This is a genomic window from Mesorhizobium sp. WSM4821, from assembly GCF_055901555.1.
In genome coordinates, this window is the sequence record NZ_CM148371.1 from 1,743,220 (window position 1) to 1,769,280 (window position 26,061).

23 protein-coding genes and 1 riboswitch are annotated in these 26,061 nt (G+C 63.0%); of the genes, 13 read left to right on the forward strand and 10 right to left on the reverse strand.

The window, feature by feature from the left end:
- Position 1 precedes the first annotated feature (1 nt).
- The gene (locus AC0NID_RS08330) at positions 2 to 646 is read right to left on the reverse strand and encodes a thiamine diphosphokinase (RefSeq protein WP_473452579.1); all 645 of its coding nucleotides are present in this window, start codon (positions 644 to 646) and stop codon (positions 2 to 4) included.
- 115 nt (positions 647 to 761) lie between these two features.
- A riboswitch (TPP riboswitch) is annotated at positions 762 to 876 on the forward strand.
- A 43-nt stretch (positions 877 to 919) separates the two neighbouring features.
- On the opposite strand from AC0NID_RS08330, the gene thiB reads away from it, so the two are divergent.
- The 4 genes from thiB (at position 920) to AC0NID_RS08350 (ending at position 6,291) form a co-directional block, all read left to right on the forward strand.
- Positions 920 to 1,933, forward strand: coding sequence for a thiamine ABC transporter substrate binding subunit (gene thiB / locus AC0NID_RS08335; RefSeq protein ID WP_473452581.1), 1,014 nt, complete (start codon positions 920 to 922; stop codon positions 1,931 to 1,933).
- Positions 1,934 to 2,176: 243 nt separating this feature from the next.
- Entirely contained in the window at positions 2,177 to 3,796 is a 1,620-nt protein-coding gene (thiP, locus tag AC0NID_RS08340; protein WP_473452583.1) for a thiamine/thiamine pyrophosphate ABC transporter permease, read from the forward strand.
- Positions 3,793 to 4,566 (forward strand): thiamine ABC transporter ATP-binding protein, encoded by a 774-nt coding sequence (gene thiQ, locus AC0NID_RS08345; protein ID WP_473452585.1) that lies wholly within the window; start codon positions 3,793 to 3,795, stop codon positions 4,564 to 4,566. The genes thiP and thiQ overlap by 4 nt, the downstream gene beginning before the upstream one ends.
- A gap of 318 nt (positions 4,567 to 4,884) precedes the next feature.
- The gene (locus tag AC0NID_RS08350; protein ID WP_473452680.1) at positions 4,885 to 6,291 is read left to right on the forward strand and encodes a M48 family metalloprotease; all 1,407 of its coding nucleotides are present in this window, start codon (positions 4,885 to 4,887) and stop codon (positions 6,289 to 6,291) included.
- Here the strand turns inward: AC0NID_RS08350 and AC0NID_RS08355 are convergent, their stop codons facing one another.
- Positions 6,292 to 7,155: an RNA polymerase factor sigma-32 gene (locus AC0NID_RS08355; protein ID WP_473452587.1), complete on the reverse strand. Its 864-nt coding sequence runs from the start codon at positions 7,153 to 7,155 to the stop codon at positions 6,292 to 6,294.
- A gap of 327 nt (positions 7,156 to 7,482) precedes the next feature.
- On the opposite strand from AC0NID_RS08355, the gene AC0NID_RS08360 reads away from it, so the two are divergent.
- From AC0NID_RS08360 to AC0NID_RS08370, 3 genes are all read left to right on the forward strand, one after another.
- Entirely contained in the window at positions 7,483 to 8,256 is a 774-nt protein-coding gene (locus AC0NID_RS08360; RefSeq protein WP_473452590.1) for an amino acid ABC transporter substrate-binding protein, read from the forward strand.
- A gap of 157 nt (positions 8,257 to 8,413) precedes the next feature.
- Positions 8,414 to 9,094: an amino acid ABC transporter permease gene (locus AC0NID_RS08365; protein ID WP_473452592.1), complete on the forward strand. Its 681-nt coding sequence runs from the start codon at positions 8,414 to 8,416 to the stop codon at positions 9,092 to 9,094.
- Positions 9,091 to 9,864: an amino acid ABC transporter ATP-binding protein gene (locus tag AC0NID_RS08370; RefSeq protein ID WP_473452594.1), complete on the forward strand. Its 774-nt coding sequence runs from the start codon at positions 9,091 to 9,093 to the stop codon at positions 9,862 to 9,864. The genes AC0NID_RS08365 and AC0NID_RS08370 overlap by 4 nt, the downstream gene beginning before the upstream one ends.
- Positions 9,865 to 9,973: 109 nt before the next feature.
- Here the strand turns inward: AC0NID_RS08370 and AC0NID_RS08375 are convergent, their stop codons facing one another.
- The 6 genes from AC0NID_RS08375 to AC0NID_RS08400 form a co-directional block, all read right to left on the reverse strand.
- Positions 9,974 to 10,555, reverse strand: coding sequence for a CarD family transcriptional regulator (locus AC0NID_RS08375; RefSeq protein ID WP_111544498.1), 582 nt, complete (start codon positions 10,553 to 10,555; stop codon positions 9,974 to 9,976).
- A 475-nt stretch (positions 10,556 to 11,030) separates the two neighbouring features.
- Entirely contained in the window at positions 11,031 to 11,369 is a 339-nt protein-coding gene (gene fdxA / locus AC0NID_RS08380; protein WP_473452596.1) for a ferredoxin FdxA, read from the reverse strand.
- Between the two features lie 242 nt (positions 11,370 to 11,611).
- Positions 11,612 to 11,998, reverse strand: a complete 387-nt coding sequence (locus AC0NID_RS08385) for an RNA-binding S4 domain-containing protein (protein WP_473452598.1) — start codon at positions 11,996 to 11,998, stop codon at positions 11,612 to 11,614.
- A 14-nt stretch (positions 11,999 to 12,012) separates the two neighbouring features.
- The gene (locus AC0NID_RS08390; protein ID WP_473452600.1) at positions 12,013 to 15,408 is read right to left on the reverse strand and encodes a helicase-related protein; all 3,396 of its coding nucleotides are present in this window, start codon (positions 15,406 to 15,408) and stop codon (positions 12,013 to 12,015) included.
- Between the two features lie 716 nt (positions 15,409 to 16,124).
- On the reverse strand, positions 16,125 to 16,850 hold the full coding sequence (gene phbB, locus AC0NID_RS08395; RefSeq protein WP_473452602.1) for an acetoacetyl-CoA reductase: 726 nt from the start codon (positions 16,848 to 16,850) through the stop codon (positions 16,125 to 16,127).
- Between the two features lie 113 nt (positions 16,851 to 16,963).
- Positions 16,964 to 18,148 carry an acetyl-CoA C-acetyltransferase gene (locus AC0NID_RS08400; RefSeq protein WP_473452604.1) on the reverse strand — a complete coding sequence of 395 codons (1,185 nt, stop codon included), beginning with the start codon at positions 18,146 to 18,148 and terminating at the stop codon, positions 16,964 to 16,966.
- Positions 18,149 to 18,449: 301 nt separating this feature from the next.
- On the opposite strand from AC0NID_RS08400, the gene phaR reads away from it, so the two are divergent.
- Positions 18,450 to 19,061, forward strand: coding sequence for a polyhydroxyalkanoate synthesis repressor PhaR (phaR, locus tag AC0NID_RS08405; RefSeq protein WP_473452606.1), 612 nt, complete (start codon positions 18,450 to 18,452; stop codon positions 19,059 to 19,061).
- Between the two features lie 91 nt (positions 19,062 to 19,152).
- Here phaR and AC0NID_RS08410 read toward each other — a convergent pair whose 3' ends face one another.
- Complete coding sequence (locus AC0NID_RS08410) at positions 19,153 to 19,599, reverse strand: hypothetical protein (RefSeq protein ID WP_473452608.1); 447 nt, start codon at positions 19,597 to 19,599, stop codon at positions 19,153 to 19,155.
- 187 nt (positions 19,600 to 19,786) lie between these two features.
- On the opposite strand from AC0NID_RS08410, the gene AC0NID_RS08415 reads away from it, so the two are divergent.
- The 3 genes from AC0NID_RS08415 to AC0NID_RS08425 all read left to right on the forward strand — a co-directional run bounded on the left by AC0NID_RS08415 (position 19,787) and on the right by AC0NID_RS08425 (position 22,521).
- Positions 19,787 to 20,392: a TetR/AcrR family transcriptional regulator gene (locus AC0NID_RS08415; protein ID WP_474033425.1), complete on the forward strand. Its 606-nt coding sequence runs from the start codon at positions 19,787 to 19,789 to the stop codon at positions 20,390 to 20,392.
- Positions 20,393 to 20,564: 172 nt separating this feature from the next.
- The gene (locus tag AC0NID_RS08420) at positions 20,565 to 21,344 is read left to right on the forward strand and encodes a 3-hydroxybutyrate dehydrogenase (RefSeq protein ID WP_473452612.1); all 780 of its coding nucleotides are present in this window, start codon (positions 20,565 to 20,567) and stop codon (positions 21,342 to 21,344) included.
- Positions 21,345 to 21,390: 46 nt separating this feature from the next.
- The gene (locus tag AC0NID_RS08425; protein WP_473452614.1) at positions 21,391 to 22,521 is read left to right on the forward strand and encodes a patatin-like phospholipase family protein; all 1,131 of its coding nucleotides are present in this window, start codon (positions 21,391 to 21,393) and stop codon (positions 22,519 to 22,521) included.
- Here the strand turns inward: AC0NID_RS08425 and AC0NID_RS08430 are convergent.
- Entirely contained in the window at positions 22,512 to 23,120 is a 609-nt protein-coding gene (locus tag AC0NID_RS08430) for a TetR/AcrR family transcriptional regulator (RefSeq protein ID WP_473452616.1), read from the reverse strand. The two genes, AC0NID_RS08425 and AC0NID_RS08430, sit on opposite strands and share 10 nt — an antisense overlap.
- A 122-nt stretch (positions 23,121 to 23,242) precedes the next feature.
- Here AC0NID_RS08430 and AC0NID_RS08435 point away from each other — a divergent pair, with 122 nt between their 5' ends.
- Positions 23,243 to 23,704, forward strand: coding sequence for a (2Fe-2S)-binding protein (locus tag AC0NID_RS08435; RefSeq protein ID WP_473452618.1), 462 nt, complete (start codon positions 23,243 to 23,245; stop codon positions 23,702 to 23,704).
- Positions 23,705 to 23,706: 2 nt separating this feature from the next.
- On the forward strand, positions 23,707 to 25,980 hold the full coding sequence (locus tag AC0NID_RS08440) for a xanthine dehydrogenase family protein molybdopterin-binding subunit (protein WP_473452619.1): 2,274 nt from the start codon (positions 23,707 to 23,709) through the stop codon (positions 25,978 to 25,980).
- The last annotated feature ends 81 nt before the right edge of the window (positions 25,981 to 26,061 follow it).

Here is a 26,061-nt window from a genome sequence, read left to right on the forward strand (position 1 = left end):
GTCAGCTTTCAGGTAAGGGAAAAGGATGGGCGAGCAACAGCGCGCGGCCGCTGTCCAGCGCGATTTCGAGCCGGCCCTTGACCTCGTTGGAGAGGGTCAGCGACGAGCCGAACGCCACCTCGACATGGTTCAGCGGCCATTTGGCGCCGGTGACGGTCAGGCCGGAAAGATCGGAGAAGTCGAGGATCGAAAACAGCGTACCGTCGGCGTAGTCGAAGCCGGCCTTGCCGGGAAGCAAGGGGATGCCTTCCTGCGCCCCGCTGGTCAAAAGCACGTCCGTCCCGCGTTCCGCCAGTCGCAGGCTGAGCGCCAGATGCAGGAATGCGTGGTCGATGCGCCTGCCGCCGAACGCGCCTGCGAGCACGAGGCTGGTCGCGCCGCGTTCGAGCGCGGCGGCGATGGCCAATTCGCCGTCGGTATTGTCCTTTTCGGCCGGAAACACCTGGCGGGGAACGGCAGCCAGATCGTCCGGCAAATCCGCCGGGACGGAATCGAAGTCGCCGACCCAGAGTTCCGGCGTGAGGCCCAAAGTCCGGGCATGGCCGATGCCGGCATCGGCGGCGATGACGCGTGTGCCGGCGACCTGGCGGTCGAGCAGCGGCGTGCGGATGAGATCGCCGCCAAGCAGGATGGTGAATGTGCTCATATATCGTGGCCCTTACCAGCCCTGTCCAGGAAACGAAAGGTGAAACGGAAGGCCGCGCTCCGGATGCCCGGCAAACTTCCGCTTGCGCCGCACCTGGGCCGGGCCTATGTGTCGAAACGCTCTAACGGGGTGCTGGACGCGATCTACGCGGACCGGCTGAGAGGCAGCCATGCCAACCCGCTGAACCTGATCCGGTTTGTACCGGCGGAGGGATTAGACGTTTCGGACAACCCGACGCCTCAATTCCTTTCAATGCGAACGAAGGAGGCGCCGATGCGCACGCTTTTTTACTCTCATGTCTCAGCAGTGCTCCTGGCGGCGTCCGTTCTCGCTGGCACCGGGCCGGCGTCCGCGCAGGAGAAACTCACCGTCTATACCTATGAGAGCTTCACCGCCGATTGGGGTCCAGGTCCTGCGGTGAAGAAGGCCTTCGAGGTGGAATGCGGCTGTACTCTCGATTTCGTCGCGGTCGCCGATGGCGTCGCGCTGCTCAACCGCGTCAAGCTGGAAGGGGTCGCTACCAAGGCCGATATCGTGCTCGGCCTCGACACCAATCTGACCGCGGAAGCCAAGGCAACCGGCCTGTTTTCGCCGCATAACGCCGTTGCGGACGTCAATGTGCCGGGCGGCTGGAGCGACGATGTTTTCGTGCCGTTCGACTATGGTTATTTCGCCGTCGTCTACGACACCGAAAAGCTGAAGACCCCGCCGAAGAGCCTGAAGGAACTGGTCGAGGGCAATGCCGACGAGAAGATCGTCATTCAGGATCCGCGCACCTCGACGCCCGGTCTCGGCCTGCTGTTGTGGGTGAGGTCGGTCTATGGCGACCAGGCGCCGGAAGCCTGGGCCAAGCTCAAGGCGAAGGTGCTCACAGTGACGCCGGGCTGGAGCGAGGCCTATGGCCTGTTCACCAAGGGCGAGGCGCCGATGGTGCTGTCCTACACCACGTCGCCGGCCTATCACATGGTCGCCGAGAACACCGAACGTTATCAGGCGGCTTCCTTCGAGGAGGGCGAGTATCTGCAGATCGAGGTCGCCGGCATCACCACCACGGGTGCCAAAAACCCGCTGGCGGAACAATTCCTGACTTTCATGACGGGACCGAAATTCCAGGATGTGATCCCGGAGACCAACTGGATGTTCCCGGCCGGCAAGACCGAGAAACCGCTCAATCCGGCTTTCGACAAGCTCGTCAAGCCGACCAGGACCTTGATGTTCAGCCCTGAAGAGGTCGCCGCCAACCGCAAGGCCTGGGTCGACGAATGGCTGTCGGTGATGAGCAAGTAATCGTGGCGAGCTGATCAAAGATGTTTGCTCTACGGCGCCCCCCTCTGTCCTGCCGGACATCTCCCCCACATGGAGGGAGATCGGCCGTCACGCCGGCTTTCGCCAATCTCCAAAGTTGCTGGGACGAGCGGAATGCTGAAGCTGCCAATCTCCCCCCTTGTTGTGGGGGAGATGTCCGGCAGGACAGAGGGGGGCGCGAAGGAACGCAATCCTCGCTAAGAATCTCGAGTCAGGTGGTCGAACGTGCTGCACGCACCCCCTTCTGACTCCCGTGTCACCATTGGCACTCTCGCGCTTGCCGCTGTGGCGCTGCTGATCGGCGGAGCGTTCGCGGGGCTTATCCTTGAAGGCGCACGCGACCCTTCCGGCACCGTGTCGGCCTTCGATCCCTATCTCTTCCGCGTCGCGCGCTTCACGCTTTGGCAGGCTTTGCTGTCGACGCTACTTTCCGTCGTGCCGGCGCTGTTCGTCGCTCGGGCGCTGTCGCGGCATCCGCGTTTCTTTGGCCGCGACCTGATCCTGCAGCTCTTCGCCGTGCCGCTGGCACTGCCGGCCATCGTCGCGGCGCTCGGCATTCTGGCGCTCTATGGCCGGGCCGGCTATTTCGCCGGCTTGCTCACAGCGACTGGCGGTCAGGGTTGGCCTGGCATATACGGCCTGTCCGGCATCCTCGTCGCCCATGTCTTCTTCAATTTGCCGCTGGCTACGCGACTGTTCCTTGAAGCTTTGGGGACAGTGCCGGCCGACCAGTGGCGGTTGGCGAGCCAGCTCGGCATGGGCGCCAGGCCTGCCTTCCGGCTGATCGAATGGCCGACGCTGCGCGCGGCACTGCCGGGGGTCGCCGGGCTTGTCTTCATGCTCTGCATGACATCCTTTACCATCGTGCTGACGCTGGGCGGCGGGCCGCGCGCGACGACATTGGAGGTCGCCATCTACCAGGCGCTGCGTTTCGATTTCGATCCTGCCCGCGCGGTGACGCTGACGCTGTTGCAGATCGTGCTGACCTTCGTCGTGGTGCTGGCATTGATGCGGCTCGGTGCCAACACTGTCGGCGACGCCAACCTGCCGGTGGCGCCGCGCCGGTATATATTGCCAGGCACCGCCGAGACCACGCTGAACGGCGCGTTGATCGTTCTGGCACTGCTGTTCGTAGCCGGGCCAATGGCGGCCATCGTGACGTCAGGCCTTGGCGCCGATCTCAGCCGGCTGACGGGCGAGAGCGCGGTGCGGCAAGCGACGCTGACCAGCGTCGTGCTCGCCTTGCTGGCGGCGCTGCTTTCGGTGGCGTTGTCGCTGTCACTCGTCATGGCACGGCGGGCGCTGGCCTTGAACCGTCGCGTCGGCGCCAAGACGCTGCTCGAGCACGCCACCGATACCGGCGCTGGTTTCGCCCTCGTCGTGCCACCCATCGTCATCGGCACCGGTTGGTTCCTGCTCCTGCGCACCGTCAGCAACGTCTTTGCCGTCGCCCCTGTCATGGTCGTCACCGTCAATGCGGTGATGGCGATGCCGTTTGCCATCCGCGCCATCCGCCCCGGCTATGATGCGGCGAGCGAACGCCACGAACGGATCTGTCTGCTGCTTAGCATTACCGGCTGGAACCGGTTCCGTCTGGTCGACTGGCCGTCGCTGCGGCGGCCGCTCGCCACCGGTTTCGCCTTTGCCATGGCGTTGTCGCTCGGCGATCTCGGCGTCATTGCCCTGTTCGGCAGCGATTCCCTGCAGACACTTCCTTATCTCCTGCTGGCGCGCATGGGCAGCTATCGCACGCTGGACGCCGCAGGCCTGGCGTTGCTGCTCGGTCTGGTCTGTCTCGCGCTTGTCCTGACCGCTCACTGGCTGGGACGGGGAGAAAAATCATGATGCTCACCGGCGCGGAAAACGGTACGGCCGTGCGGCTGGAAAAGGTCTCGTTCAGCTATGGCGAAGCGCCGTTCCTGTTCGACGTCGAGTTCGCCGCTTCGAGGATCACGGCCATCATGGGGCCGAGCGGCTCGGGAAAATCGACGCTGCTCAATCTGGTGGCCGGCTTCGAGATGCCGCGATCGGGCCGCGTGCTGATCGGCGGCGCCGATGTCGGCGCCAAACCACCTTCGGCGCGGCCGGTGTCGATGGTGTTCCAGGAAAACAATCTCTTTGCCCATCTTTCGGTCGAACGAAATGTCGGGCTCGGCCGCTCGCCGTCGCTCAGCCTTACCGAGGCCGACCACATTGCAATCACCGGGGCGCTCGAGCGCGTCGGCCTTGCCGGCAAGGAACAGCGCCTGCCGCGCGAATTGTCCGGCGGCGAGCGGCAGCGTGTCGCGCTCGCCCGCGTCCTTGTGCGCGCCCGGCCGGTGCTCTTGCTCGATGAGCCGTTCGCCTCGCTCGGACCGGCCCTGCGCGACGACATGCTTGACCTGGTGGCCAGCGTCCATGCTGAGCGGCGCATGACGGTGCTGTTCGTCACGCACCAACCGGAAGATGCGCGCCGTATCGGCCAGGACATGGTGTTCCTGGACAATGGCACGGTTGCCGCGACGGGTGCCGCGGCCGGCTTTTTCACCAAGGCTGGACCGGAAGCCTTCCGGCGCTATATCGGTGCAGGCCCGTTTGGCGGCGTATCACGAGATATTGCCCGGAAGCGGACATAATTTACGGTCAAACCGGGTTCAGGCGATGCGGCGTTTGCTTGCCATGGTCAAAGTAGTGTGGCTAGGTCCTCCGATATTGGTCCGGCATAAGCCATGATTTGCCACTACAGTGCCGTGCATGCTGATGGCGCAAAGGACGCTGTGGCAGTTTGATTTTTGCGCATGATCCTTTCTGAAGATCGTTACCCGATTTTCAGGTCATGTGCTGAGACCTGAAAGGAAGCTGTTCTGCCGACCGGTACCGACAGAGTGGGAAGGAATTCGCTGGCGCGCTTCCTTGCGCTGGCCGGCATTGCCGTGGCGCTGGCAAGCTGCCAGATGTTCACGCCTCCGGATGTTCAGGAATCCGGCTTCCAGCCTTCCAGCAAGCCGATCACGGTCGACAATGTCACCGCCAACAGCAGGCTCGCCGAAATGGCGAAGGCGCAGCATCCGCGCATTCTTGCCACCTATGGCGGCGAATATTCCGACTCGAAGCTCGAGCGGATGGTCGCCAAGGTCGTCGGCCGCCTGACCGTGGTGTCGGCCAATCCGACCCAGACCTACCGGATCACGATCCTCAATTCGCCCAACGTCAACGCTTTCGCATTGCCAGGCGGCTATCTCTACATCACGCGCGGCCTGTTGGCGCTTGCCAACGATTCGGCCGAACTCGCCGCTGTCATCGCGCATGAGATGGGACACGTCACTGCAAACCACGGCCTGCAGCGCCAGCAATTGGAGGCCGAGGAAGGGCTGGCGACCAAGGTCGTTTCCGACGTCCTCGGCGACAACCCCACCGCCAAGGCGGCATTGATCCGCGGCAAGCTGCGGCTTGCCCAGTTCTCGCGCAACCAGGAACTGGAGGCGGACGGCGTCGGCATCAAGTCGATCGGCGAGGCGGGCTTCGATCCCTTTGCCGCCGGCCGCTTCCTGCAGTCAATGTCGGCCTACACCGACTTCCGCTCGATCAGCGGCGCCACCGACGCCAGTCTCGACTTCCTGGCGACTCATCCCAACACGCCGCAGCGCATCGAACTGGCGCAGCGCCACGCCCGTCAGTTCGGCGCGCCTGGCGTCGGCACGCGCGACCGTGACCCCTTTCTTGCCGGCATAGACGGCCTGCTTTACGGCGACACGCCGGAAGAAGGCTATGTGCGCGGCGAAACCTTCCTGCATCCGGGCCTCGGCGTGTCGTTCTCGGTGCCCGACGGTTTCATCATCGACAACTCGGCCGCGGCGGTGACGGCGACCGGGCCGGGCGATATGGCAATCCGCTTCGACGGTGTTTCGATCGACAAGCGCCGCCCGCTGACCGACTATATCCGCAGCGGCTGGGTGGCCGGTCTCGACGAGAGCAGCGTCCGTCAGGAGACGATCAACGGCAACGAGGCGGCGACGGCGCATGCCAGCGCCGAAGGCTGGCAGTTCGACATCGCGGTGATCCGCGCCGGCGGCCAGGTCTACCGGCTGTTGACGGCGGCCCCTTCCGCCGCCACCTCGCTGGACGCGGTGGCGCGCTCGGTCAGCGGCTCCTTCCGCATCTTGAGCGCAGCCGAGAAAGCCGCACTGAAGCCGCTGCATATCCGCGTCGTCACGGTTCAGCCCGGCCAGACCATGGGTTCGCTCGCCGCGCAGATGGTGGGCGTGGACCGCAAGCTCGACCTGTTCCGGGTGCTCAATGCGCTGTCGCCCGGCGCTGCCGTTTCGGCCGGCGACAAGGTCAAAATCATCACCGACAGATAGTTAGGCGGCTGTCGCCAGGAACTCGGGGTTCTGCTTCACCAGTGCTATCTTGAGCTTTTCCATGGCGCGTGCCTCGATTTGGCGGACGCGCTCCTTGGAGATGCCGAGCGCCTCGCCGAGCGCTTCGAGCGTCGCGCCCTCGTCGCTCAGCCGGCGCTCCTCGATGATCCTGAGCTCGCGGGCATTGAGCGCGCCTAGCGCCGCTTTCAGCCAGAGAGAGCGGCGTTCGACATCGATCGTGTCACCCACGACTTCGTCCGGCAACGGATCGTCTGAAATGAGGAAATCCATCCGCTCGGTGGCGCCCGCGTCGTCGGCGAGCGGCTGGTTGAGGGAGCTGTCTGGAGCTGAGAGGCGGGAATCCATCATCGCCACGTCGGCCTCGGAGACGCCGAGCGCCATCGACACCTCGCGGTAGAGGGAGGTATTCGAGATCGGCTCGGCGCCGTTGGCCAGGCGGGCGCGCAGGCGCCGCAAATTGAAGAACAGCGCCTTTTGCGCCGAGCTGGTGCCGCCGCGGACGATCGACCAGTTGCGCAGGATGTAGTCCTGCATCGAGGCGCGAATCCACCACGTCGCATAGGTCGAAAACCGCACCTCGCGCTCCGGTTCGAAACGGGCCGCCGCCTCCAGCAGGCCGACATGGCCTTCCTGTACCAGGTCGCCCAGAGGCAGCCCGTAGTGGCGGAACTTCGAGGCCATGGAAATGACCAGCCGCATATGCGCCATGGCGATTTGGTGCAACGCCTGCTGGTCGTTGTCTTCCTTCCAGCGCAGCGCGAGAAGATGCTCCTCGTCGCGCTCGAGATAGGGGGCTCTCATCGCCGCACGGATCATGGTTCGCCCTGCCGTGTCTTCCATCATGCCGCTCCTGTTTCGGGCGTTGTGGTGCGATCGCTCGACCCTGAGCTGGCATCGTGGTTGAATTGGCGACGCCGCGCCCTACAACAGCCAAGAACGTGCCACGCGGGCGAATGGTTCCGCCGCCGATGTCGCGTGGATTGCGCCGTTGAACGCTTGCCGCAGCGGTCGCGACGTGGCCGGGTGGCGTAAATCGATGTGGTTTTGAGATTTAGATTTCAAAAATGTCTCTTTTTTGAAATCCGATTTCTTATTTTGCTGACCTGCATCTGTCAGTTTCCGGCGCTCACAAATGCGCCGGAGACCGGCCAAGGACGGGATCACAGAAAAATGAAATGGCTCAAATCGCTTATCGTCGCTGGAACACTGCAGGTTCTGGCCGTCACATCAGGCCATGCCGGCGCCAATCTAGATCAGATCAAGCAGGCCGGTGTCTTTAAGATCGGCACGGAAGGCACCTATGCTCCCTTTACTTACCATGATGCCTCGGGCGCCTTGGTCGGCTTCGATGTCGAGATCGCCCAGGCGATCGCCAAGCGCCTCGGCGTCAAGGCCGAATTCCTCGAAGGCAAATGGGATGGGCTGATCGCCGGCCTCGATGCCGAGCGCTATGACGCCGTCATCAACCAGGTCGGCATCACCGAGGCGCGCAAGGCCAAATATGATTTCTCCGATCCCTACATCGCTTCCAAGGCGGTGCTGATCGTGCGCGGCGACAACACCGACATCAAGAGCTTTGCCGACCTCAAGGGCAAGAAGGCGGCGCAGTCGCTGACCTCGAATTTCGGCAAGCTCGCCGAGACGAACGGCGCCGAGCTCGTCGGCACCGATGGTTTCGATCAGTCGATCCAGCTGCTTCTTACCGGCCGCGCCGACGCCACCATCAACGATAGCCTGTCCTTCCTCGACTTCAAGAAGCACAAGCCCGACGCCAATGTGAAGATCGCCGCGCAGGAAGAAAACGCCGACTATTCCGGCGTCATCGTGCGCAAGGGCGATCCGGAACTGGTCGCCGCCATCAACCAGGCGCTGGCCGCCATCAAGGCCGACGGCACCTACCAGAAGATCGCCGACACCTATTTCGGCCAAGACGTCTCGAAATAGGCGATTTCACGGGCCGGGCCGGTTGCCGGCCTGCGTGGCAAGTATAGCGGCGAGCCGCCTTTGACGGCCGCCGCTATTCGCGTGATATGACGATCCTATGGTCGCGCCCCGATGCCGCCGGGCCAGTTGGGGCGGCAATCTCGCAAGGAGGGGTTTCGTGCCGCACTGGCTGCAATTGATGCTGGATTCGTTGCCCACGCTGCTATGGGCGGCGCTGATCTTCACCGTGCCGCTGACGCTGCTGTCGTTCGCATTCGGCCTCTTCTTAGGGTTGGTCGCCGCGCTTGCCCGGCTGTTCGGCCCGAAGCCGCTGGTCGCCGTGGTCCGCTTCTATGTTTGGATCTTCCGCGGCACGCCGCTTCTGGTGCAGCTCTTCCTGATCTTCTACGGGCTGCCTTCGGTCGGCATCCTGCTCGACGCTTTTTCAGCCGCGTTGATCGGCTTCACGCTCAACATCGGCGCCTATACGTCGGAAATCATCCGCGCTGTCATAGGTTCGGTGCCGAAGGGGCAATGGGAGGCGGCCTATTCGATCGGCATGACCTGGAGCCAGGCGATGCGGCGCACCATCCTGCCGCAGGCCGGCCGCGTCGCTGTGCCGCCGCTGTCCAACACCTTCATCTCGCTGGTCAAGGACACGTCGCTGGCCGCCGCCATCACAGTGCCCGAAATGTTCCAGGCGGCGCAGCGCATCGTTGCCACCACCTATGAGCCGTTGATCCTCTATATCGAGGCTGCGGCTCTCTATCTGGCGCTGAGCTCAGTGCTGTCGGCATTGCAAACGCGGCTCGAAAAGCGGCTCAACCGTTATGGCGGCTTCCTGGAGGCGCGCTCATGATCGGTCTCACCGACATCGAGAAGCGATTCGGCGACAATCTCGTGCTGAAGGGCGTGACGGTCACCATCGAGGAGGGCAGCGTCACCGCCCTTGTCGGGCCCTCGGGCGGTGGGAAAAGCACGCTTCTGCGCTGCATCAACCTGCTCGAGCTCCCGACTTCGGGCACAGTGCGCATCGGCGACGACGCGCTCGAATTCCACCCTGGCGGCAAGGTTCCCGCCAAGGCCATCCAGCGGCTGCGGCTGCAGACCGGCATGGTGTTCCAGAATTTCCAGCTGTTTCCGCATCGCACCGCGATCGAGAATGTCATGGAAGGGCTGGTGACGGTGCTGAAATGGCCGGCCTGGAGGGCGCGCGAGCGGGCGCTCGCTCTGCTCGAAAAGGTCGGCATGGCGCACAAGGCCGATGCCTGGCCGGCGACGCTGTCAGGCGGTCAGCAGCAACGCGTGGCGATCGCCCGGGCGCTGGCGCCGTCGCCGAAAGTGCTGCTGTGCGACGAGCCGACCTCGGCGCTCGATCCGGAACTGGCGCAGGAGGTGGTCGACGTGCTGGGCCAGCTCGCCACGGAGGGCACCACCATGGTGATGGCGACGCATGACCTGCGCCTCGCCTCCAAGATCGCGCAGGAAGTGGTGTTCCTCGACGCCGGCAGCATCGTCGAGAAAGGCCCGGCACCGGTTCTATTCAGCAATCCGGAGCGTCAGCGGACCAGGCGGTTCATCGCGACGCTAAAGCAGGAGACGGAGAAGGAGGGCGGCGGCGATGGGTAGGATATTCGCCTGTTTTGCCCGCCATGCCTTCATCAGACGATCGGCCTAAAAACGAAAAACCCGGCGCAAGGCCGGGTTTTGTTTTTCCAAATCCGGAGGCGAGAGGCGCTCAGGCAGCTTCTTCCTGCTCGGCTTCCTCGTTGTCGGCCTTGGCGCCGCGCTTCGGACCCTTGTTGAGGTTCACCTCGATGAGGCGCACTGCTTCGGTTTCCGACATGCGGTTGACAGCCGCGATCTCGCGCGCCATGCGGTCGAGTGCCGCTTCGTAAAGCTGGCGTTCGGAATAGGACTGCTCCGGCTGGTTGTCGGCGCGGTAGAGATCGCGCACAACTTCCGAGATCGAGATCAGGTCACCGGAATTGATCTTCGCATCATATTCCTGGGCGCGGCGCGACCACATGGTACGCTTGACGCGGGCGCGGCCCTGCACGACCTTCAGCGCGCGCTCCACATAATCCTCTTCCGACAGCTTGCGCATGCCGATGGAGGTCGCCTTGGCGACCGGGACCTTCAGGCGCATCTTGTCTTTCTGGAAGTCGATAACGAACAGTTCCAGCTTGTGGCCCGCAACTTCCTGCTCGTCGATCGAGACGATCTGACCAACGCCATGCGCCGGATAGACGATGTACTCGCCGGTCTTGAAACCGTGACGCGCTGCGCTGGACTTCTTCTGCGGGGTGATAGTTGCCATTACGCCCTGAACTCCTTGTTGTTGCGCCGGCATGGCGGCGCCGGCTGAACTCGTGCGGTCGGGCTACCGACCGTTAGCCGCACAACAGACGAATCCATCCGAAAAAATCAGGACCGGCAAACCGCGTAACAGCGACCGCCTGCCCCAGATCACTCTGGTCCGGATGAGAAATTCACCTTTCAGTGATTTGGGGCGTTTGCGCCATAAATCGACGTTGTGTCACCGGCATGTTTGGTTGATGTAGCACAAAAAGTCGGAAGAATCAAGGTTTTGCTGCATACGCGAAGGCCGTGCACCGTTGCTGCCCGTCAAGGCAGCTAATGTGTCATGCTTGTCACGCTGCGTCAGGTCGGCCGAACCGGCCCTGCGATTACAGCGCCACGCGGCCTTTTTGGGCGCGCAAGGGACGCTGTAACACTTTTGATTTTGCGCATGATCCCCAGAGAAAATCGATTCCGATTTTCGGGGTCATGCGCTAGTCGCCTTCGCCTGGCTCGGCGGAGAAGTACTTCTCGAACTTGCCGGCTTCGCCATCGAAGGATTTGGCGTCGGCAGGAGGCTCCTTCTTGGCGGTGATGTTGGGCCATTTGTCGGCATATTCGGTGTTGATCTGCAGCCATTTTTCGAGACCCGGCTCGGTGTCCGGCTTGATCGCGTCGGCCGGGCATTCCGGTTCGCAGACGCCGCAGTCGATGCATTCGTCCGGATGAATGACGAGCATGTTCTCGCCTTCGTAGAAACAGTCGACCGGACAGACCTCGATGCAGTCCATGTATTTGCATTTTATGCAATTGTCGGTCACGACATAGGTCATCAGTCGGCTCCGGGACGTCCCGTTTTACTAGAGCGACGTGCGTCCACTTGCACGCACAAAGTACGCTCTAACACTTTGAATCTACGCATCGTACCTTCCGAAAATCGGTTCCGATTTTCGCGGCAGGCTTTTTTGGTGAGGTAACGTCTTTGCCCGCTGCTTGCAAGGGCAGCCATTGCGCGCGATACCGATGTTCTGGAATGGAATTCCAGAGGGGCGATGAAGCGAAAGCCGGTTACGCGTCAGTCCTCGCCGAACAGCCGGTCCGTCTCCCGGCGCTCCTTCTTGGTCGGGCGGCCACTGCCGGCATCGCGCAGCGCCGGAATCGCATCGGGAACGGCCTCGCCCTTTGGCACAGGCGGCGGCGACATATCCTCGTAGAGCATGCGCGCTTCCTCGGCGGGGCCTCGCCGGCTTCCTGTGCCGCACACCTTCCAGACGAAGATGCGCCGCTCAAGAGTGATGGTCAGGATGTCGCCGGCCCGGACTATATCGGAGGCCTGCGCTGCTTTGTCGCGATTGATGCGGACGCGTCCGGCCACCACCAGCTTCGCCGCCAGCGAGCGCGATTTAACCGCACGCGAAAAGAACAGCCATTTATCGATGCGCTGGCGGGCATCAGTGACCATCGGAGCGAGCGCACCTACTTCTTCAATTGGTCGCGCAGCGCGGCGAGCTTGGCGAAAGGCGAATCCGGGTCGAAGCGCGCCGGGCGATCCTCGCGCGGTTTTGGCTGGAAGGCGGGCTTCCCGCCCTGCGCGCCGCCCTTGCCGTCCTGCCGGCTGTCCTTCCAGTCGGGCCGCTTGTCGCGCCGCTCCCCCGTCTCGCCCTGGGGCTTGGGTTTGAATTTACTGCGGTCGAAACGCGGCTTGCCGGCGCCACGTCCCTCGCGTGGCGGCCGGCTGCCCGGAGCGCCGGCCGGTTGCCCGGCGTCCGCCGGCGTGTCGCCATGGCCATCGCGCGCGGCCTGCCCGTGGCGCGGGCGATTGTCGCGATTGTTGTCACGGGGCCGATTGTCATGGTGGCGATGGCGCGGGCGCTGGTCGAAGCGGCCCTGCCGCCACAACAGGATGGGTTTCGGTTCCTCGGCTTCCACGGCGGGCTCGCTGGCCTCACCCTCCTCCTCGCTGGGACGGTCGGCGCGCAGCGCCGGGCTAGGGGGAGCGTCGACATTGTCAACCTTACCTGCAGTCTCGGCGCCATCACCCTCACCTGCGTCGCTTCGTGCCGCGACCTCCCCCATCGAGGGGGAGGTGAGCACGTCGGCGCCTTCGGCAGCAGCGATGTCAGCGGCCGCTTCCGCTGTAGACGGAACCTCTTGTGTGATGTCGGGTGCAACTTCGGGCTGCTCTCCCGCGGCAGGCCCGGCTGCCGCTTCGGCGGCACCTTCCGCCGAGCCGTCGGGGTTTGCCCCAACCGCATCCGACTCCGAACTCTCGGCCGGCGCCTCGGCGGCTGCGTCCGCAATCGCGGCTGCCGCCGCCTTGGCCTGCTCGGCTTGCTCTTCCGCCGCCTGCTTGGCCGCGGCGACTTCACGCGCGGCATTGTCCTGTGCCTCGAGCCGTGCCTTCACTTCGACCGCTGGCTTCGGCTCGGCCCGGTAGCCGAGGCCTTTCAAAATTTCTTCCATGTCGTCGGCCGTGGCGCCGAGGATCGACATCATCGGCGGCGTCACCATGAAGGACTGACCGTCATAGGCGCCGTCGGGACGCTGGCCGAGACCGGGCTTCCAGTTGGTCGCCGGACGGATCAGGTCGGCCAGCCGCTCGAGGATGTCGACGCGCACCGCGCGGCGGCCGAGGTTGCGGTAGCCGGCGAGCTTGTAGAAGGTCTTGTCGAAAGCGGGATCGACGACTACCGAGGTGCGGCCGGAGGCCAGCGCATGGACCACGTCGCCGAAGCCCGGTTTGTCCTTGCCGTCGTTCTTCAGTGCCCACAGCAGCGTCACCAGACCGGCCGGCGCCGGCTTGATCAGTGCCGGCACGAAGATGTGGTAGGCGCCGAAGCGCACGCCGAGCCGGCGAAGCGCGGCGCGGCCTTCCTGGTCGAGCGACTTCATCTCCTCGGCGATGTCGCGGCGGTTGATGAGGCCGAAATGCTCGACGAGCTGGAAGGCGATACCGCGGCCGATGCCGGTGATCTGCTCTGCGTTCTTGAGGTCGACCAGCGGCTTCAGCAAGGACTCGATCTGAAAATTGACGAAGCGCTCGGCGCGCGCCGCGACCTTGTCGCGGGCGGGACCGGTGAGCTGCTCGTCAGCCAGCAGCACAAGGCGCGGCTTCAACGCCTCGTCGCCTGCCACCAGCGTGCCGATCGGCGCGCCGATCCAGCGCAGTGTGCCGTCGGAGCCGAGCGCAATGTCGCCGTTGGCCGAGGCTCCGAAGCGTTCGGCCCTCGCTTCGAATTCGGCCGCAAGCGCCTTCTGGGCTGCCGTGCGCACTGCCTTGGCGTCCTCGCCGCCGGCGCTCTGATCGGCGGTGAAGCGGAATCCCTGCAACTCGCCGACATGGTGGCCTTCGACGAGGACGGTTCCGGTTGGGCTGATTTCGGCTTCAGGCATGGTATTTTCTCTAAGGCGCCGCATGAGGACGGAAGTCCTGCGGTCTACGAAGCGTTTCGTCAACCGCTCATGCAGCGCATCCGACAATCTGTCTTCGATTTCGCGCGTCTTTTCCTGCCAGTGTGCCTGATCGGCCAGCCAGCCGGGCCGGTTGGAAACGAAAGTCCAGGTGCGGATCTGGGCGATCCGGTGCGACAGCGTGTCGATGTCGCCTTCGGTGGTGTCGGCACGGCGCACCTGCTCGGCCATGTAATTCTCGTCGACATGGCCATGCCTGGCAAGGTCCATATAGATCGAGGCGATCAGGTCGGCATGCTGGGCCGGCGCGATCTTTCTGTAGTCGGGCAAGGCGCAGACCTCCCACAACAGCGCCACGTGCCCGGCGTCGGTGGCAAGCGCCCGGATGTCCTCGTCTCGGGACAAATGCTCGAGCGCCTGTGCATCCACCGCCGGCAGCGCACGCGTCAAGCCTTCGACCGGCGCGTTGGCCTCGATGGAGCGCTTCAGCGCATCGAGGCTGGCGAAATCGAAATGCGCGGTGCGCCATTGCAGCACCTTGACCGGGTCGAACTCATGCCCTTCGATCTTCTTGACCAGATCTTCGTCCAGCGGATCAACCTGGCCGGTGACGCCGAAGGTGCCGTCACGCAAGTGCCGGCCGGCGCGGCCGGCGATCTGGCCGAGTTCGGCCGCCGTCAGGTTGCGGTACTGGTAGCCGTCGAATTTACGGTTCTGGGCGAAGGCGACATGGTCGAGGTCGAGGTTCAGGCCCATGCCGATTGCATCGGTGGCGACCAGATAGTCGACATCACCCGATTGAAATAGCTCCACCTGGGCATTGCGGGTGCGGGGCGATAGCGCGCCGAGCACGACGGCCGCACCGCCTTGCTGGCGGCGGATCAGTTCGGCGATGGCATAGACCTCTTCGGCGGAAAAGGCGACGATCGCCGTGCGTCGCGGCAGGCGGGTCAGCTTCTTCGAGCCGGCATAGGCGAGATGCGACAGCCGTGGCCGCGTCACCACCGATACGCCTTTCAGCAGACGCTGGAGGATGCCGTGCATGGTGGCGGCGCCGAGCAGCAGCGTCTCCTGGCGGCCGCGCAGATGCAGGATGCGGTCGGTGAAGATGTGGCCACGCTCGAGATCGCCGGCCAGTTGAACCTCGTCGATGGCGACGAAGGCGGCGCTGGTCTCGCGCGGCATGGCTTCCACCGTGCAGACCGAATATCTGGCGCCCTCGGGCTGGATCTTCTCCTCGCCGGTGATGAGCGCCACCTTGTGAGCGCCGACCTTCTCGCAGACGCGTGAATAAACTTCGCGGGCCAGCAGCCTGAGCGGCAGGCCGATAATGCCGCTCTCATGCGCCACCATGCGCTCGATGGCGAGATGGGTCTTGCCGGTGTTGGTCGGCCCGAGCACGGCAGTCACGTCACGGCCCGACAGGATCAGCGGCTCAGTGTGTTTCGGCTGGATGTTCATCGACCTGGAAATAAGGCTCTCTGCCTCGCATTTGTCGGGAGCGCGCCCATGGAGGCGCGTGTGACAGGCGACACATAGGGATTTAGCGCGCGAAGCGAAAGCGGAATGTTCGCTGGCGGGTCGAAGGCCCTCGCTCGGTGCTGTCAACAGGCTCCTATTAACAGTTGGAACGAGTCTGGAACGAATCGGCTACGAATCACTGACTCGCGCAGATTCAGGCTTTGTTCACGGCTACATCTGGTTTTTTTGCCGGTGAGTTTCACCACATGCTGAATCCCCGAACTGGCCCGATTCATGCAGGGCGAGCATCGCCGTTAACCTTTGCCGGCGAACGATCGGTGCAGACCGAAGGGCGTCGTCCAACATTATGAAACTATTGATCTTTCTTAACGCGCCTTAACGGTGGGACGGCTGTTTTCAGTCATTGTCATTAACCTTCCGGTCAAAGCCGGAACGAAACGGCGACGAATCAGCGTTGCCGGATGTTTCCCGGTTTGTTCACCCCAACATGTTGTGTTTCGAACAGGTTTTCCACCGAGAATCCACAGGCTGGACACAGGGTTTTGCACAGGCTGCGCGGTAGGCGTTAACCTTTGCGTGCCGGATTGGGGCAGGGTTTGCATCAAGACCTCGCGACCAAGGAGCCGCTGATGGAAACGGCCCGATTTCCCGGCCCGTTTCTATCGTGGCTTTGTCTCGGCGTACCTGTCCGGGCTTCAGGTAATATACTGGCCGCCATTGGCGGTGATGGTCGATCCGGTGATGAAACCGGCATCGTCGGAAGCGAGAAAAACGACACAGCGTGCGATTTCTTCCGGCTCGCCGAGACGGCCGACCGGAATCTGCGGGATGACGCGCTCGTTGAGCACCTTCTCGTCCATCGCCCTGACCATTTCGGTGGCGATATAGCCGGGGCAGATGACGTTGACGGTGATGCCGGCCCGCGCTCCTTCCTGGGCGAGCGCCTTGGTGAAGCCGATGTCGCCGGCCTTCGAGGCCGAATAGTTGACTTGGCCGGTCTGCCCCTTCTGGCCGTTGATCGACGAGATAGTGATGACGCGGCCAAATTTACGGTCGCGCATGCCGCCCCACAGCGGATGCGTCATGTTGAAGACGCCTGACAGGTTGGTGTCGAGGACCTCTTTCCACTGCTCGCGCGTCATCTTGTGGAACATGGCGTCGCGGGTGATGCCGGCATTGTTGACCAGCACGGAGACCGGGCCGAGGTCGGCCTCGATCTGTCTGATGCCGGCGGCGCAGGCGTCGTAGTCGGCGACCGACCATTTGTAGACCGGAATGCCGGTCTCCGCCTTGAATTTCTGCGCGGCTTCATCATTGCCGGCGTAATTGGCGGCGACCTTGTAGCCGGCGTTTTTCAGGCCGATCGAAATCGCAGCGCCAATACCGCGCGAGCCACCGGTGACCAGTGCTACCTTCGTCATTTCATACCTCCCCTTTGGTTTTCATGAGCGGCGGGCGGGGAACGCTCTAACGGCGATTGAGCCCCGTTCGTCATCGACTATTCCATGTCTTGCTCATCCTGTCTTGGCTGTCTTCACAGCGCTTCCACGCACATGGCGACGCCCATGCCGCCGCCGATGCACAGCGTGGCGAGGCCCTTCCTGGCACCTCTGCGGCGCAGCTCGTAGACCAGCGTGTTGAAGATGCGGGCACCGGATGCGCCGATCGGATGGCCAATGGCGATAGCGCCGCCATTGACATTGACGATGGACGGATCCCAGCCCATGTCCTTGTTGACGGCACAGGCCTGGGCGGCGAAGGCCTCGTTGGCCTCGACCAGGTCGAGATCGCCGACCGACCAGCCGGCCTTGGCCAGAGCCTTGCGCGAGGCGGGAATAGGCCCGGTTCCCATGATCTGCGGATCGACGCCCGCGGTCGCCCAGGACACGATGCGCGCCAGCGGCGTGATGCCGCGCCTCGAGGCTTCCGCTTCGGTCATCAGCACCGCGACAGCGGCGCCATCATTGATGCCGGAGGCGTTGGCGGCGGTCACCGTGCCGTCCTTGTCAAAGGCCGGTCTCAGCTTGGTCATGGCGTCGATGGTGGCGCCGTGGCGGATGTATTCGTCCTGGTCGACAATGGTGTCACCCTTCTTGCCCTTGACGGTGAAGGCCACGATCTCGTCCTTGAACTTGCCGGCCTTCTGCGCCGCCTCGGCCTTGTTCTGGGAAGCCAATGCGAGCCGGTCCTGGTCCTCGCGGGTAATCTGGAACTGGCGGGCGACGTTTTCGGCTGTGTTGCCCATGTGGTAGCCATTGAAGGCGTCCCACAGCCCGTCCTTGATCATGGTGTCGATCATCTTGTAGTCGCCCATCTTGACGCCGGCACGCAGGTGCTGGGCATGCGGGGCCAGCGACATCGATTCCTGTCCGCCGGAGACGATCACCTTGGCATCGCCAGTGGCGATCTGTTGCATGCCAAGCGCGATAGCGCGCAGGCCTGAGCCGCAAACCTGATTGAGGCCCCAAGCGGTGGTTTCCTTTGGCAGGCCGGCATTGATGGATGCCTGGCGGGCGGGATTCTGGCCCTGAGCCGCCGTCAGCACCTGGCCGAGGATCACCTCGTCGACCTCGGTTCCGTCAACACCGGCGCGGGCGAGCGCTTCCTTGACGGCGACCGCGCCCAACTCGTGGGCCGGTGTGTTGGCGAAAGCGCCGTTGAAAGAACCGACAGGCGTGCGCGCCGCACTGGCGACGACAATGGCATTGGAAGCGGGCATGTTCTTCTCCAGACTTCTAAGGGGTCGAATTTCGGCAATGGTTAGTGACTTTTCTTGCCCTTTCCATGACCCAAGTCAAACCGGAAATGGGCATGCCGGCCAGGCGTGGCAAGCAGGTTCATCATCGTCACCGAGACAGGCTGCCCGTTGCTGCGCAGCATATTCAGACCGCTCCGCAGCATTAAATGATCCCGCACTGCACAAACCACTTGGAATTGTGACGCTTTTGCGCATATCCTTGAAAAGGCGCAATCGTTACCGGCTGCTTACTCAAGTGCGCCGGTGTCCCGGGAGGATACTGATGGCCGCGAAAGACGAACCGATTATCATCAAGAAATATGCCAATCGCCGCCTCTATAATACCGGCACCAGCACCTATGTGACGCTCGAGGATCTTGCCGAAATGGTCAAGAAGGGCGACGACTTCACCGTCCAGGATGCCAAGACCGGTGACGATATCACGCATCCGGTGCTGACCCAGATCATCTTCGAACTTGAGAACAAGGATGGGCAGAACATGCTGCCAATCCCGTTCCTGCGCCAGTTGATCGCCTTTTACGGCGATCAGATGCAGATGATCGTGCCGAGCTTCCTCGAACAGTCGATGATCGCCTTCTCGAAGGAGCAGGAACGCTTTCGCGAGCAGATGAAGGGCGCCTTGGGCAAGTCTCCCCTGGACATGATGAAGATGGCCACGCCGATCAAGGCGCTGGAAGAGCAGACGCGCCGCAACATGGAGATGTTCCAGAATGCCATGCGGCTGTTCACGCCTTTTCCACCCGCAGGCCTGAACGGCGCTTCCGCGGCGCCGGCAGAGCCGGCCAGGAAAGAGACACCGGAAAAGCCCGACGACCTTCAGGAGTTGAAGGAACAGATCGCCGCCATGCAGCGCAAGCTCGACACCATGTCGTGATCGTCGGCTGGACGGAGTCCGGCAAAAACCTCTCAGCAGGCGGCGTCAAACATCTCTGCCTCGAATGAGGCGGAGATGCATCCGGGCCACGCTATTTCGTCGTCACCGTCACCAGAGCAGTAACGGGTTTGCCGTCCACTAGGATAGGCTTGTGGTGGTCATCGGCAAGGAGGACGCCGATCGCGTGCTCGCCGACGCCAACCGGACAATGGCCGAAGCGAGCCCTTATGAGTTCGCCGCCAAAGTCGCTGTTCATGCTGTTGTACGGCTTGCCGGGGATGTTGCAGGTGTCAGCGTCGGGATCGATCTTCATATGCACGTGGCCGCATTGGCTGTTGTCGCCGCACTCACCCGCAGAGCGCAACGTAAAGTTGCTCCTGACGACGACGCCGATCGCCTTCTCGGGATCGTTGCCGAGTTCGATGACCGAACCGGCCGCCGGCCAGGCGATTTCCAGGGTGGGCCGATCCTCGGCCTGTGCAGAACCGAGCGACAATAAGGAGAAAGCGAGGGCAGTCGTTGCGATGATGCGAAGCATGGTAATCTCCATTGATGTGTAAGCACTGATTACATACAAACTGCTTGGGCGCAAGGAAAATAATCGGTGATTACATTTTGGCTGCATGCTATTGGAAGGCATGACCAAGACTCCTGATCCCGGCGAAGCCGGCCGCCCAAAGCGTTATCATCACGGCAATCTGGTCGAGGCCTTGATCAATGCAACCGTGGAGATCATCGAGGAACGCGGAGCAGAGCATGTGTCTGTGCGCGAGGCCGCAAAGCGCGCCGGCGTTTCGCCTGGCGCGCCATTCCGGCATTTTCAGTCGAAAACAGCACTGCTGACCGCAGTCGCCGAACAGGCCATGAACCGGCTGACCGAGGCCGTCGTCAATGCACAGGCAAAAGCCGACAGCGCAGATCCCATTGAGGCCTTCGAAGCAATCGGACAAGGCTATCTGGAATGGGCGATCGGCAATCCCACGCATTTCCAGATCATCAGTTCCCGGACGCTGATCGATTTCGACGCGTCCGACAGTCTTCGTGACCAGAACGAGGCGATTCGCCGGAGGATGATCGACCTGCTGACCCAGGCGCAGCAACAAGGTCGGCTTGCTCCGCACACCGACTTCGATCATCTGGTGCTTGCCGCGCGTGCGCTTGTCTACGGGTTGGCACGCATGGCCATCGATGGTCATTTCCCGGAGTGGCATCCGTCCGAGCCGCCATCCATCGCCGTGCAGAGGGCTCTGCGTCTTTTCATGAGCCAGATGACCATCCCACCCAAAATGCAATCTCACGCGCACCCCGAAGCGACTCCCCAGGATCGCTGACAAAACTTGGTTCTCAGACGGCCTGTCAGGCGCACAGCTTCGAGTGAGAACGGCATCTTCATGACAAAAATTTCATGTCGTCGCGAGTTCGTGCCGCTTTTCTTGCGCCGCAGGAGACATATATGCTGCACTGCAATATATTCCCGCTAGCGCCACACTGAAGGATTTCGCCTTGCCCACAAGAAAAACCGCCATCGTCACTGGTTCAACCTCAGGCATCGGCCTGGCCATCGCCCATGCGCTCGCGGCGGAAGACTGCAACATCGTCGTCAATTCCTTTTCCGACACAGCCGACGACCAGGCCATTGCCGATGCGATCGCCAAGCATCACAAGGTGAAGACCGCCTATATCAAGGCAGACATGTCGAAGCCGGCCGAATGCCGGGCTTTGGTCGCGAAGGCAGCCGATGCATTCGGCTCGGTCGAGATACTGGTCAACAATGCCGGCATCCAGCATGTCGCGCCGGTGGAAGAATTTCCGATCGAGAAGTGGGATGCGATCATCGCCATCAATTTGTCGTCGGCCTTCCACACCATTGCCGCCGCCATTCCGCTGATGAGGGAAGGCGGCGGCAGGATCGTCAACATCGCCTCGGCCCACGGGCTGGTCGCCTCGCCGTTCAAGTCGGCCTACGTCTCGGCCAAGCACGGAATCATGGGGCTGACCAAGACAGTCGCTCTGGAGTTGGCGCGCGACAAGATCACCTGCAACGCCATCTGCCCCGGTTATGTGCTGACGCCGCTGGTCGAGGCCCAGATCCCCGACCAGATGAAGGCCAACAAGATGGATCGCGAGACGGTCATCCGCGAGGTTATGCTGGAAAAACAGCCGACCAAGGAATTCGTCACGGTCGAGCAAATTGCCGCCGCCGCGGTGTTTTTGTGTTCGGATGCGGCGGCGCGGATCAACGGCACGCACATCTCGGTCGATGGCGGCTGGACCGCGCAGTGAATTCGGGCGCGCGAAACAAATTTCTCGACAAAACAAGGGCAACGCCATGACGACAAACGGCAAGGCGGAGGAGCCAAAGAAGATCAACGTCGCGCTGCAGGGCGGCGGCTCGCACGGCGCCTTTTCCTGGGGCGTGCTCGACCAGTTGCTGGAGGACGGACGGCTCGACATCGCTGCGGTCTCGGGCACCAGCGCCGGCGCCATGAACGCGGTGGCGCTGGCCGACGGCTTCGTCCGCGGCGGGGTCGAGGGCGCGCGGCGGAAGCTCGACGATTTCTGGCGCGCAGTGGCGCGGAAGGGCCGGTTCAGCCCGGTGCAGCGCATGCCCTGGGATGTGGCCTGGGGCAACTGGTCGATCGAGAACACGCCTGGATATCTGTTTTTCGACACCATGTCTCGTGTGTTTTCGCCCTACGTCGCCAACCCGCTCGGCCTCAACCCACTGCGCGATGTGATCGAGCAGGAGATCGATTTCGGCAATGTGCGCGCCTGCAAGTCGATGGAGCTGTTCATCTCCGCGACCAATGTCGAGACGGGGCAATTGCGTGTCTTTTCCGATGGCGAGATCGACCTCGACACGGTAATGGCGTCGGCTTGCCTGCCGCAGCTGTTCCGTGCCGTCGAGATCAAGGGCGTGCCCTACTGGGACGGTGGCTATGGCGGCAATCCGGCACTGTTCCCGTTCTTCAAGTCGACTGCCACCGAGGATGTGCTTCTGGTGCAGATCAATCCGGTAGTCCGCGAGGGGACGCCGAAGAGTGCCAACGAAATCCAGAACCGCATCGACGAGATCGCCTTCAACGCCGGGCTGCTCCGTGAATTCCGCTCGATCGCCTTCGTCAAGGAACTGATCGCCGCCGGCCGGTTGCCGCATGGCGAATACCGCGACATCCGCATGCACCGCATCGATGCCGACGAGGCGTTCAAGGATCTGTCTGCGTCGTCCAAGGTCAATGCCGAATGGGCGTTCCTGACCTATCTGCGCGACCTTGGCCGTACCGCTGCCAGCGACTGGCTGGAAGAGAATTACGACGCCGTCGGCAAACGGCCGACGCTCGATCTCTCCGGCGAGCTCGACGACGGATTCAAGCCGATGCGTGGTCCGGCGCCGGGCCGGCGGGTCAAGGAATTCCTTGCAGCGCGCAAGCAGCCCGAGGCCACGCGCCGTCAGATCTGACCCCACCCAGCTTTCAGCGCGAGGTCGATCACCTTGATCAGTGCGGCCGCCGCCTGCCGCTGCTCGTCCGGGTCGCTGATGCGCGTCTTCATGCCTTCCAGACCGTCGAGCAGCATGTCGGCGAGCAGTCGCGCCGACAATCCCTTGGCCGCCAGATCGACGCCATTGCGGCCGGCCTCGCTCTGAACAGCCTTGGCGATGTGCTCGACAAGGCGGCCGCGCCAGCAGCCGACCAGGTCGGCGAGGCTCGATTTCATATCGAGGAGTTCGGCGCCGTGCGGCGAGGCGTGGACGGCACGCATCATCGAGATCAGCGCCTCGTCGATGGCCCGCATCATGCGCTCGGCAAAGGGCCCTTCGCCGGCGAGCGCCGTTTTCGCCTGCTCGAGCGAGCGGGAAAGCAGCATCAGCGCGATGGCTCGATAGATGTCGGTCTTGTTCTTGAACTGGAGATAGAGCGCCGGCCGCGACATGTCGGCGGCACGCGCAATGTCGTCCATGGTGGTGCGAGCGTAGCCGTAAGCCAGAAACACCTTCATCGCGCCGTCCAGAATGCGGACGCGCTTGGGGTCGGTGGCGATGTCCTCGATCTCGATCATGGCGCGACTTTATCCTGTAAAAAGCTCTGTTGACAAAATAACGAAATTTGTCAAGATGTATGATGACGAAATGGCCAACCGGTCATTCGTCTCGGGCTGTGGACGACAACGAAGGGTATCCCATGCGCCTCACCGTCGATGGGCAGTCATTCGACATCGATGCCGATCCCGAAATGCCGTTGTTGTGGGCGCTGCGCGATCTCATGGGCAAGACCGGGCCGAAGTTCGGCTGCGGCATCGCCGCCTGCGGTGCCTGCACTGTGCATGTCGACGGCCAGCCCATACGTTCCTGCTCGCTGCCGGTCGGCCAGGTTACCGGCGTCGTCACCACGATCGAAAGCATCGGCAGCGACGGCAAATTGCATCCGGTGCAGCAGGCATGGCTGGAAGAGCAGGTTGCGCAATGCGGCTACTGCCAGGCCGGCCAGATCATGAGCGCGGTGGCGCTGCTCGACGAGATTGCCGACCCGACCGATGCCGACATCGACAACGCCATGGGCGGCAATCTCTGCCGCTGTGGCACCTATCCGAAGATCCGCGCGGCGATCAAACGAGCGGCCGTCCTCAAGACAGCGGGGATCTGACCTTGGCAAGCGTCGGAAAGATCGCCCGCCGCACGTTTCTCATCGGCGCGGCTGCCCTCGCGGGCGGCGTCGCCGTCGGCTATTATCACTACCGCAAACCCTATCCGAATCCGTTGGAAGGCGATCTCGCCGCTGATGAGGCGACCTTCAACCCCTATGTGAAGATCGGCGCCGACGACACCATCACCATCGTAGCGCCGCGCGCCGAGATGGGACAAGGCATCTCGACGACGCTCGCCGCCATGGTCGCCGAAGAGCTCGATGTCGGCCTCGACCGGATCAAGGTCGAGCATGGCCCGGCCTCATACGCCTATTACAATGCGACGATCCTGGAAGAGGGCGGTCCGTTCGCCTTCTTCGACGAGAGCGTAACCGCTCGAGCGATGCGCGCCGGCATGGGGGTGGTCGGAAAATTCCTCGCCATCCAGGCCACCGGCGGCTCGACCTCGACGCGCGACGCTTTCCTCAAGATGCGGCAAGCAGGCGCCGCCGCGCGTCAAATGCTGGTTGCCGCGGCAGCGCAAAGGCTCGGCATAGCAGCCGCCGAGCTGGAAACGGCCAATGGGATGGTCCTGCACAAGGCTTCGGGCAAGTCGGTGACCTATGGCGCGGTCGCCGCCGCTGCTGCGGCGATGGCGCCGCCCGCGGATGTCAGGCTCAAGGACAAAGCCGACTGGAAACTGCTCGGCAAGCCACAAAAGCGCATCGACATGCTGGCCAAGGTCACCGGGGCGCCGATCTTCGGCATCGACGTGACACTGCCTGACATGCTGTACGGCACGGTCAAAATGAGCCCGCGCTTCTGGGCCAAGCCGGTCAAGGCAGACGTCTCCAAGGCCGAGAAAATGCCCGGCGTGGTCAGGATCGTGCCGATCGAAACGAATTACGGCCACGGCTTCGGGATCATCGCGGAAAACACCTGGGCGGGGTTCAAGGCAGCGGAGGCGATCGACGCCGAATGGGCCGATCCCGAGTATCCGCTGGACAGCGCCGCCATTTCCGACGTGCTGAAGCGGGCGCTTGGCACCAAGGGGTCGGAAATGCGCGACGATGGCGACGTCGACACCGCCTTTGCCGATGCGCCGCGCGAAAGAATAGTCGAGGCCGACTATGCGGTGCCTTATCTGGCGCATGCGACGATGGAGCCGATGAACGCCACGGCGCGGCTGAAGGACGGCGTCCTCGACATCTGGTGCGGCAACCAGGCGCCGACCCTGGTGCGGCAGCTTTGCGCCAATGCTGTCGGCATCGAGCAGGACAACGTCAGCGTCCACACCACCTTGATGGGCGGGGGCTTCGGCCGGCGCGTCGAGGTGGACTATGCGCTCTGTGCCGCGCTGATGGCGAAAGAAACGGCCGGCCGGCCGATCAAGGTGATCTGGACGCGCGAGGAGGACATGCGCCACGACGCCTACCGGCCGGCTTCCGCCGGCAAATTCCAGGCGCGGCTTGGCGACGACGGCATGCCCGTCGCCGTCGACATGAAAATCGCCTCTCCATCGATGATAGCCAGCACCTTGCGCCGGCTGTTCCCGTCGATCTCGCCGCTCGGCCCCGACAAATCCATCGTCGACGGAGCCCACAACCAGCCCTATACGATCCCGAACTACCGGGTGACCGGCATCGCCGCACCCGTCTCCATCCCGGTCGGCTCCTGGCGGTCGGTCGGCAGTTCGATCAACGGTTTCTTTCATGAAGGATTTCTGGACGAGATCGCCGTCGCCGGAAAAACCGACCCGGTCGAATTGCGCAAGAAATTGATGGCTGCCTATCCCGCAGCGGTGAAGGTGGTCGAAAAGGTCGCCGAAATGGCGAAATGGGGCGAGGCGCTGCCCGCCGGCAAGGCCAAGGGCATGGCGTTCACTCTGTCCTTCGGCAGTTGGGTCGGCGAGGTCGTTCAGGTCGCCGACACGCCAGCCGGAGTTCTTATCGAGAAGGTGTGGATCGCCGCCGATGTCGGCACCGCGCTCGATCCCGGCATCATCGAGGCACAGCTCATTTCCGCGGCCATTTACGGCCTGTCGGCGGCGATGGGCCAGGAGATTACTTTCGCCGACGGCATGGTCGAACAGTCCAACTTTCACGACTATGATGCGATGCGCATCTTCCAGTGTCCGGCGTTCGAAGTCGCTATCCTGGAGAATTTTCACAAGATGGGCGGTGTCGGCGAGGTGGGCACACCGCCGGCGGCACCGGCACTCGCCAATGCCGTCTTCGCACTGACCGGCAAGCGCATCCGGACGCTGCCCTTGTCGAAAGAGGTGGCCTTCGCATGAACTATTTCCCATCATGCTGACGCCTGCTGCCATGCCGTTTGCGGCTATGCCTTTCGCAACCGCACAAAGCCAGACAACGGC